General features: G+C 51.9%; 6 protein-coding genes. All 6 read left to right on the forward strand.

Annotated elements, in window-relative coordinates; all coding sequences use genetic code 11:
• Nucleotides 1-166: 166 nt before the first annotated feature.
• The 6 genes from C451_RS04940 to pglX all read left to right on the forward strand — a co-directional run bounded on the left by C451_RS04940 (nt 167) and on the right by pglX (nt 10,279).
• Entirely contained in the window at nt 167-823 is a 657-nt protein-coding gene (locus tag C451_RS04940; RefSeq protein WP_049912969.1) for a BrxE family protein, read from the forward strand.
• Between the two features lie 9 nt (nt 824-832).
• Nucleotides 833-1,645 (forward strand): BrxA family protein, encoded by an 813-nt coding sequence (locus C451_RS04945; RefSeq protein ID WP_007738383.1) that lies wholly within the window; start codon nt 833-835, stop codon nt 1,643-1,645.
• Entirely contained in the window at nt 1,635-2,204 is a 570-nt protein-coding gene (locus tag C451_RS04950) for a BREX protein BrxB domain-containing protein (protein WP_007738384.1), read from the forward strand. Before C451_RS04945 ends, C451_RS04950 begins: the two co-directional genes overlap by 11 nt.
• Entirely contained in the window at nt 2,197-5,838 is a 3,642-nt protein-coding gene (brxC, locus tag C451_RS04955) for a BREX system P-loop protein BrxC (RefSeq protein WP_007738385.1), read from the forward strand. Before C451_RS04950 ends, brxC begins: the two co-directional genes overlap by 8 nt.
• A 473-nt stretch (nt 5,839-6,311) precedes the next feature.
• Nucleotides 6,312-7,220, forward strand: coding sequence for a transposase (locus C451_RS04960; RefSeq protein WP_007738386.1), 909 nt, complete (start codon nt 6,312-6,314; stop codon nt 7,218-7,220).
• Between the two features lie 464 nt (nt 7,221-7,684).
• Nucleotides 7,685-10,279 (forward strand): BREX-1 system adenine-specific DNA-methyltransferase PglX, encoded by a 2,595-nt coding sequence (gene pglX / locus C451_RS04965; RefSeq protein ID WP_152420416.1) that lies wholly within the window; start codon nt 7,685-7,687, stop codon nt 10,277-10,279.
• Nucleotides 10,280-10,316: the final 37 nt, after the last annotated feature.

Here is a 10,316-nt window from a genome sequence, read left to right on the forward strand (position 1 = left end):
CCAGCAGGGACGCAATCCCTACGAAGAGTTCAAGCGAATCGCCCGAAACAACAAGATGATTTCACGAGCTCAGGCTGTACCCGCTGTTGCGTCCTCGGGGTAAACACGTACACTTAGGATAATCAGAGGCGCTGGTTCTAAACCCTCCCTAGTTATGAGTATACGTATGGCCTCTACTGATGTCGTAGACGCGTTCACCTCAACTAGGGAGACGCTTGAGAAAGCAGAAATTAAGGATGACTTCTTTCTCGACCTTATCACTTCATGTCTTTTAATCGAGCGAGTCGGTGAATCGAGTAACCAGGATTGGTGGGAATCCCGAGTGTTGTCTGAGACCGGTCGCGCGCGGCTCTCGGAAGTGACGCCAAAAACGCAACTAAGGTCCCAAATTACTCTCGCGCTGAAAGTCGGGCGTAAGGCTGAGTCAGATCAACTTCCCGACGACTCAATTTCGCTATTCTCATTCGGACCCCAGATGGATTCACGCCTTACTGCCGTTCTTGAGGGGATCGAGAGCGATGAAGACTTGGCACTGGAGGCGCTGGAAGCTCTCACTTCACAATCGCTCGAAGAGGGCTGGACAGACATTGTTATAGCCGAAACTGCGTCAAATATCACTCCTTCGACTGATTTGGAGCCCCTCTCAAACTCCAGTTTCGACGACTCGTACTTGATCGAAGATAGTAGCTACGTCCAAGACGACATCGAACCCGACAAATGGAGAATTCTCACAACCCTTCTCCAAGGATACGGACAGTGTACAGACCAGCTTCAGGTACCGTACTACTCCCTTGAGTCAGAACTTAAATCGGAGAACGCATAATGAGTTCGTATGAGTAATAAGCACGTTGAACCGGAGGACGAAGGACGTATAGAACCAGATGAGAGTCTCGACCCGAAAATTGCCCATCACAGTACGTATATCGACGAGACCAAGACAATTCTCAGTAACTACGCTGAATGCGAATCCTACGAGGAACTGGAGCGGCAAGTCGTAGAAGGAAACATCCTGAACAAGAATACAGACGAATACCGGGCACATATCCTCCGAGAAATAACGCGTCGCCACATTCCTGAGAAGAGGGAGTACATGGAAACCCCGCTGATGCAAGTGGTGACTGCGGACGTTCGTAGTGACGTGGTGGACTGGTGCCTCTACTACGAATTCGCCCAAGACCCGTTCATCCACCTCGTCACGGCTGATTTCCTCTATCCAGAATTTGAGCGTGGAACGCTTGCAGTCCAAGCTGTCGACATCGTCGAATTCATCGAATCGATTCAAGAGAATCATGCCGACCTGCGAGAGCGTTCGGAATCAACGATCAACGAAGCCGCTTCGAAATACCTCACCTCCCTCCGTAACTTCGGCCTTCTAGAGGGGACCCAGCGGAAGGAATTCGCAGTTACATACATTCCGAATGAAACTATCGCCTACGTAGTATATCGACTCTTCCAGAACGGCGCAAACTCCGTGTCAGAAATCATTGAACATGAAGACTGGACGTTATTCCTCATGAATGAGTCAGAGGTGCAGCGACGGATTCGGGATATTTCCCCGCAATACGTGACCTATGAGAAACGTGGCTCCACAGAACGGCTCGTGAGAAAGCACGGCAGTATGGAGGACCTCATCGATGCCTTCTGACTTTCAGAAACAACTTGAAGAGGTCGAACGGCTCGTTCGGAATGACCGAGATGAGGTCGGGAAGCGGGTAGGTGTTCCCTTTATTGTATTCACGTACGATCCAGCCGATGAGATCGAGGTCGATAAGGAAGTCCGGAACCTCATCGGAAAACTAGAGTACAATAATCAGAATGTCGCCGGAATCGATATGCGTGATCTAGTCTTTACAATCCTCGAAGACCGTGGAATTCTGGACAGAGTTGCCGATCTCGAACGAAGAGATAGAGATCAGCTCCTCGATGGGCTGAAATCGTCGCTCTTGGACGGCGGCGAGATGGGGAAGCTGGCGTCTGCGATTGCAGAACGGGCCGAGAAAGCGGACACCGTCATTGTCTACCGAATGGGTGTTCTCTACCCGTTTGCTAGCGCCTCCACCCTGATGGGGCAATTAGAAACGAACACACCGGACGATACGCCAATCGTATTCTGTTATCCGGCGAAAGTCGATGACAAGAGCTTAAGATTCCTCGGTGAATCTGAAGGAACATATTACCGCGCAAGGGTGATCGGACATGAGTGACACTACCACATCACACCAGATACACGAAATATTCTACCGACCGATCAATCGAAAGATCGACTCCGTCGTCAAAGTCGACAACAACGACCCCAGCGTCGTCAAGAAGGAACTCGAAGAGTACATACTCACACCGCAGCTCGAACGGCACTTCTCGGACGCCTTAGAGGCCGTCATCGACACCGAACACGCGCAGACAGAGGACGTCGGCATGTGGGTTTCGGGCTTCTTCGGCTCCGGGAAGAGCCACCTCATGAAGATTCTTGGTCACGTCCTGGAAAACCGCGAATTCGATAACACTCAAGCAGCCGGTATGTTTCGGGATCGAATCAAGGGCAACGAGATGCTTGACGGCGCGGTCGGCTCCGCAACCCAGAAATTCGACTCCGAGGTGTTGATGTTCCAGATCGGCGCGAAAGCCGATGCCTCCGGTAGCGAATCGATTACGGAGATCATTCACCGGGAATTCAACATCTCACGTGGCTACGCGTCGATGCCCTGGGTTGCACAGATGGAGCAAGAACTCGAATCTCGAGATGTCTACGACGACTTCATGGACGCTATCGAGGAAAATACTGGGAAAGACTGGGCCGAGGTGCGCAACGAGGCGATGTTCGTCCGACCTGATATGAAAAAGGCCCTAGTCGAAACCGGCGAGTACAGTAGTGAGGATGAAGCTGGCCGAGCAATTGACGACGTTCAGGATAACGTCCTGATCAACGCCTCGACGCTGGCAGAAGATATCGTGGAGCATGTCGAAAAACGTGAAGCGGAAACTGGTGACAATTGTCGGTACTTTGTCTTCATTGACGAGATCTCTCAATTTATCGGTGACAATGGACAGCTCCTCTTGGAGCTGCAAAGCATCGTTGAAGAGTTCGGGCAGAAAGGAAAGGGCAAGATCTTCCTCGGCGTCACATCTCAAGAGCAACTCCAGCAACTCATTCCCGGTGTCCTTGAGAAGGAAGCTGAGGAGTCGAAGGTTATCGACCGCTTCCCTCATCGGTTCGACCTCACCTCAGAAAACCTCGACAAGGTCGTCCGTGACCGCGTTCTCAGCAAAAAAGGCGAGTTCAGAGGAGTTCTCGGCGACCTCTATGGCCAATACGAAGGAATCCTCTCAGCCCGCTACAAGCTGGATTCTGGTCAGAGTCTAAAGTCGATTACCCGGGACAACTTCATCGACTGCTATCCCTTTCTCCCGTATCAACTGGATATCCTTCCATCAATTTTCCAAGCGCTCGGGAAGGGGTCGAGCGACCAGTTAACAGGGGGAGAACGAACGTTGATCGACGTCACACAAAGCGTCCTCAAAGACGACGATCATCTCTACAACAATGAGCTGGGATCCCTCGTCACATTGGACATGATTTTCGACGAGATCAGTAACGATATCCCCAGCAGTGACGTCAAATCCATTCGCGAGGCAACTCCAAAAAATGCTGACGATGAAACCTCTCGGCGTGTCCTGAAAGCGCTGTATCTCCTCCAACAGCTCTCTTGGATCCCGAATACTGCTGACAACATTGCGACGTCACTCCAGAGGGAACTCGGCCCCACCCAAGCGATGGAGGGCGAAGTGGAAGACGCCCTCGAAGCTCTCGTCGCTGCGGGTTACGTCCGCCATGATGAGGAAGGATATCGTATCCTGAAAGAGACCGAGCAAGAAATCGAAAACGAAATCAAAGGGATCGATGTTGGTCCAGGCGACATCCGTCGGTCATCCAAGCGATTCCTGAACGATATCCTCAACAACACCTCGCGCGTCAACTACGAGGGGCAGACATTCCAGTTGAACCTGACCATCGACGACGAGCAAGTCACATCCAAGGGTTACATCAACCTCAAAACCTACTCACCGATCTACCAGCGGTACGAAGATATCGATCCTGATGGGCTGAAGACCCAGAGTTTCAGCGAGGACGACACTCTCTACTGGGTCGCGGACGACGCGAAACAGAACGATATCTACGAGAAGCTCAAGTCGATCTACCAGATCAACACTATCGTCAAAGAGAAGCGCGGCGAGGAACTCAGCCAAGAAGAACAGGAAGCGCTAGGCCAGAAACAGGAAGATCTCCAGCGCCTCCGGAACGAAGTCAAACGTGAGTTTGAGCGCAGCTTCCAACGAGGTAAGCTCATCTACAACGGGGAAACCGACGAATTCGACGCAACTAACACCTCGCTCGGGTCACTCGTCGCACGGAAAGCCGACAACGCCATCCCGAAAGTCTTCACCAGTTTCAAGCACGGGTCTGCATCTGTCAAAGACCGACACATCTCAGAGATCTTCGGCGACCTACAAGGATCGTCGAATCCATCGGTGTTTTCCGAGTTAGGTGTCGTTCAGGACGGTGAACTCATCGCCGAAGCCCGCGTCGCCTCCGAAGTCGAGGACGAAATCCAACGGCGCGAAAAAGCCGGCGAGAACCGCACCGGTGGCGACCTAATCGACCATTTCGCCGAACCCCCCTACGGATGGAGTCGAGAGGTCGTCCGACTCGCTACAGCCGTCCTCTTCCAGAACGGTTCTATCATTCCGACCTACAAGGAACGAACGTACGGCACGTACACAGAGGACGGTGCACAAGAACTTTTCACCCAAGTTACGAAGTTCAAGTCCACGTTCTTCGACGAGCGAGAAACCGTCGACGTCGAAACTCGAACCGACGCCAAGCAGCTACTCGACCGGATTTTCGATCGGAAGGTCAAATCCACCGACCAGGCAGTCGACGAGGGAATCCGAGAAGAAGCAAACGACTGGGTGTCAACGACGAGTACGCTACTCTCCCAGCTACGGAGAGTGGATTTCCCACTGGCCGACGATGTCGAGAATTTCAAGAACCGACTCAACAATCTGCTCCAGCAACCCACTTCCGCTAAACGTATCAAGAAGTTCGTCGAGTTCGAGGATGAACTGGGGGATCTCACCAAATCAGCGAAAGCGATCGCCAACTTCTGTGGCGAACCGAACGGCGAGAACCACTTAGAAGAGTATGAAACGATTCAGGACTTTATCGCTGGAGAGTGGGAGACGCTTGTCGACGAAGCAGCGGACCACCCGGGGGTCGTTGACATTAGTGACGAGGCACGTGATGCCGCTGACCGCGTCAAGAACACGCTGGACACCGAGGGCCTCATCCAACAGTGGAACGACGTCAAGACCGATTACCGGACGGCCGCCGAGGCATTTGCCTCTACGTACGAGGAACTGTACGAGCAGCGCTACGAGACCTATACCGCTTCAATCGACAACGTCCGGGCGTACGCAGGTGACGACATCGACGACGCTGATATGGAGTTGGCCCTCTCGGAGCTTATAGAGCGTCAAGGTGAGAGGACGGTCGATCTGAATATCTCGGATAAGGACCATATCAACCCAAATCCGTCGCTCAATTGGGTTATTGAGAACATTCAGACTGTTGATCACTTCGAGACGTTAGCGAAAGAGCAAATCAACGATCTCGAAGAAGACGACGATGATGGGAAGATCCACGAGAAAGTAGACACTTCAGATATCTTCGGGAACACCGTCGTGACTGAGCTGGACGACGTTGATAAGCCAATCGCCGATCTCCGAGATAAGATCGAGACCCTCCTCGATCAGGACGGCGACATCGAAATCAGATTCCGGTAGCTCACACACCGCCCTCGGCTTGGCAACTCTACGTTACGCTCGCTGACTGGTCAGCGAGCAGTAGGTCATGAGACCGAACGGCGGTTGCCGGTGTAATCCTGATGCCTTCGTCCCGTGCTCGGTATTACTCGTCTTCCGCCGTGGTTCGAACAAGCTTTCTCGACGTTTGAGTCAGCATTCTCCGACAGCCGCAACGTCGATTCGTTCAAGCACCTCGTGAGNTCTTCCGCCGTGGTTCGAACAAGCTTTCTCGACGTTTGAGTCAGCATTCTCCGACAGCCGCAACGTCGATTCGTTCAAGCACCTCGTGAGTGCGCTGATTCACAGTGAAACGCAGTGGACCGTGAGTGGACTCTCCCGAGGGATTTCGCGTCCCGACGCGGACGCGAAATCCCGCAGAGCCTACGACTACTTCTTCGGTGGTGCCGACTGGTCGGCCACCAATCTCGCCCAGCTCCACGCTGAGTACGTCNGTGAGTGGACTCTCCCGAGGGATTTCGCGTCCCGACGCGGACGCGAAATCCCGCAGAGCCTACGACTACTTCTTCGGTGGTGCCGACTGGTCGGCCACCAATCTCGCCCAGCTCCACGCTGAGTACGTCTTTGACGAACTTCAGGTCGGTGCTGGTGACGACGTACTCCTCCACATCGACGATACGTTCGCTCCGAAAACCGGCGACGCCACCGATGGCGTCGCCCGGTTGTACAATCCCGTCGCTGCTGAGACCGAACTAGGCAACAAGATCGTCACGTCTTGCCTCCAGGTCGGCGACGTCTATGTTCCATATCTCGCGCGGATGTACGTTCCAGAGGATCTCGCACCGGATTTCGACGAACCGTTCAAGAAAAAGACCGAGATCGCTGTCGAGGAGATCGTGACGCCGCTCCAGCTGCCGGCTGGAGCGGCTCTCACAGTCGTTTTCGACGCCGCGTACTACGGTGACGAAAGAGTCGCCACGATCCGAAATCAAGGCCATGATGTCGTCTGTCGGCTGAAATCCGACAAACACGTCTCACCACAGGGTGTCGTCTGGACCCAACGCGTCGACGCCTTCGCGTCGACGCTGGAGNCTGAAATCCGACAAACACGTCTCACCACAGGGTGTCGTCTGGACCCAACGCGTCGACGCCTTCGCGTCGACGCTGGAGTACGAATCGACAACAATCAGCGTTCGTGGGAAGGAGAAAACCTACGACGTAGCGAGCAAGGTCGTCGAAATCGAAGGCGTTGGTCCAGTGAAGGTCGTCGCGAGCAAGACCGAGGACACGATTCGGCACTACTTGAGTACGGATCTCGGCCGATCAGCGGCCGAGATCCTCGAACTCGTCGAACACAGGTGGAACATCGAGACGGTCCACGAGGAATCGAACNGGCGGACTGAGCGTCCGCCTCGATCACGCCAAAGAAGCGTACCTCGTGGAAACGTTGCTCGAAATCAACGACAGGGTTGCCCCGTCGCTTCCACGAGCGGAGCGACGGGAGCAACTGCATGAACTGGTGCGTGAGTTCTCATGGGCTTCTCTCGCGATTCCGTTTGTTCCATCTGCCAAAGTACATACTCCAACAAACGACCAATGTGGTTTCTATTAGATGTTAGTTCGTATATCCAGCTATGATGGAACGAATACAGAGTCTCTGGGGATTTTAGCCACAATTCGCTGAGTCAAACGATCTTGCCAAGCCGAGCACCGCCCCGGAATACTCTTCTTTTTGACAAGCTATCCCGGGCTCGTTAGTCGGGGACAGAACCCTCTCCCACAATTATAAGACACGCCGAATACTTGCTCGTTGTATGTCATCGCGGGTGGGAATCCCGATACAGCGTACCGCCGTCCCGCCCGTTTCGTGGCAGTGCGCGACTCCCTGATATCCATGTCCATGACACACGGTCAACCCGGTCTTTCGTCGGATCAACGCTCAACCATCCGTAGTACCATCCTCAGCACACGCCACACCCTCGAAAATGAACTTCGCCGACAACTCGAAAAGTACGGTATCCGCGAGAAAAAGCGTCTCCCGCTGGAGGATCTCTCTCACTTATCTGCAGAAGAACGCCACACTCGACGAACGCTGGATGCCGCAATCGAACGGGAACTCGAATCCACGGAAGGTGATCTGGAGCGGTCGATCACCAACTACGTTCGCGAAGCAACGAAGACCTACCTCAACCGCTTTGTCGCGCTGAAGACCATCGAGGTTCGGGGCCTCGTCGAGGAAACCATCACCGAGCGTCCCGAGTACGGCAACCGGTCGTACATGCACCACACCGTGGCGGAGATCGCTGGCGAGCTAACTAACGCTCCCGACGACGGCTTCGGTGCCGCACTCGACCTCGCGTACCAGGAGATCGGAGCGGAGATTCGGATGATCTTCGAAGAATCCGAACACACCGCTATCGACCTTGACGCGCAGGTTCGAGAAGAGGTTCTCGACGAACTGGACGAGATTGATGACGAGGCATGGGAGAGCGACGAAGCACTTGGCTGGGTGTATCAGTACTTCGGTGAGGAAGAACGTGAGGAGATCGACGACCGCGTCGATGAAGAGAACTATAAAATCGCTGGGACAGATATCGCTACGAAAACCCAATTGTTCACCCCCCGGTACATCGTCGAGTGGATGGTCGATAACTCCCTGGGTCGGACATGGCTCGAAATGCAGGGTGAACGGACGAACATCGACGATGAAGAGAATTGCTTCTACCTTGCCCCACTAGAAGACTCCCTGATTGATCGAGAGACAAAGGCAGTTGAGGATATCACGGTGCTTGACCCTGCTTGTGGCAGCGGTCATATGCTATTTTATGCCTTCGACGTCTTATATCAGATGTATCTTGAAGAAGGTGAAGTTCTTGAGAAGTACATCCCACGTGAGATTCTTACGAACAACCTCTATGGGACCGATATAGATTCGGGCGCAGCACAAATTGCAGCACTTTCGTTGTATCTGAAAGCCAAGGAAAAATCGCCAGAAGTAGATATTCCCCAATTAAATATTGTTTCGGCCGACGCTGTGTTGATCAACGGTGACCGAAAGCAAGAAATCTTAGACAGGGCACGGTCTGAGCTAGAGGAAAAAATCCTTGAGCAGATTTGGGAGAGTTTCGAAAACATCCGTGAGTTTGGTAGCCTTGTACGAATCGAAAAGCGTATCGATGAAATTTTAGAAGAGCAAAAAGACACAATTGAATCTTCAGGACAAGTGAAATTTACCGAAGATGGGTCATTTGCGACACAGAGTGCCTTTGTATCCAACGAAGGGGGAGAAGAATCTTGGGAGCAAGTAAAAACCCGGCTACTCGACGAAGTCAGTAATCTTGCTTCTGAAGCTCTTGATCGAAATGATCCTATTGAAGAGATGTTCGCAAGCGAGGTCGGGAAAACTGTTGAGCTACTTGACACTCTTATACATGAATATGATGTTGTGGTTGCCAATCCACCATATCTTGATTCCCGAAAGATGGGAGCAGAGCTGAAGGATTTCGTCAGTAATGGGTATAAGGGAAGTCGGGAGTTGTATACAGCGTTTATTGAACGTTGCTATGAATTTTCCACTGATATGGGCCATGTGTCGCTTGTAACTCCCGAAAACTTTATGTTCCTTTACAGTTATCGGGGTATAAGAAGCCTACTGCTAGCCAATATCACCTTTTTAGATGGTGCTCACTTATCTGGTCATAGCTTCTCCAACAAAGACCGCCCATTCACGATCCCATTTGTATTCCGGAATGAAAGGCCATCGTCTGAGGACAAAAGCCGATTCTATCGGATGACGCATGAACAAAAGGAGTATAATAGTTATGAAAAGAAAATTAAGGGATTAAACAAAATCACAACGGATCTTCGTAATGAAGATCAACATGATAATCTGTACGTAGTAAACCAAAATTCATTAGCCAGTATTGAGAGGTCTCCATTTATATATTGGTTTGGTCAAGAAGTATTACAACTGTTTGATGATTTCCCAAGTATTGGGGATATCGGAGAGGTGAAAGCAGGTTTGCAAACAGGAGATGACGACCGATTTGTCCGATGTTGGTGGGAAATTGAACAAAATGATATTGGCGAAGACTACTTTTGGCTGTTTATTGGTGGCGATGATAGCCTCTACTACGACTCTCCAGAAAAGACAGTATTTTGGGCAGATGACGGTGAAGAATTATTAAACTATGAGGACAGCAATTGTCGGAATACAGAGTTCTATCGAAAAGAAGGTGCGGTTTATCGAGACTTTAGCAAGTATTTCACCGCACGCATACATCCGAAAGATCATATTTTTAGCAATACTTCAAGGTTTGTCTATCTGGAAGACGGAGTCAGTTATGACGCACTAGTTGGTTATCTTTGCTCCTCTGTAGTTCGGTTTATTGCTAATGGACTCAACCCCAGTATCGCTAGTTGTCCACTCTGGCTCAACAGCCCAGTAGCTGATACGTTGTAGGAACGAAGCGGATGAATCAGTGACCTGATTCACCCGC

It is taken from the genome of Halococcus thailandensis JCM 13552, assembly GCF_000336715.1.
GTDB classification, from domain to species: domain Archaea; phylum Halobacteriota; class Halobacteria; order Halobacteriales; family Halococcaceae; genus Halococcus; species Halococcus thailandensis.

Excerpts from the sequence above, each read along its gene's own strand:
- C451_RS04940 (WP_049912969.1), top strand. The coding sequence starts at position 167 with ATGGCCTCTACTGATGTCGTAGACGCGTTCACCTCAACTAGGGAGACG.
- C451_RS04945 (WP_007738383.1), top strand. The coding sequence starts at position 833 with ATGAGTAATAAGCACGTTGAACCGGAGGACGAAGGACGTATAGAACCA.
- C451_RS04950 (WP_007738384.1), top strand. The coding sequence starts at position 1,635 with ATGCCTTCTGACTTTCAGAAACAACTTGAAGAGGTCGAACGGCTCGTT.
- brxC (WP_007738385.1), top strand. The coding sequence starts at position 2,197 with ATGAGTGACACTACCACATCACACCAGATACACGAAATATTCTACCGA.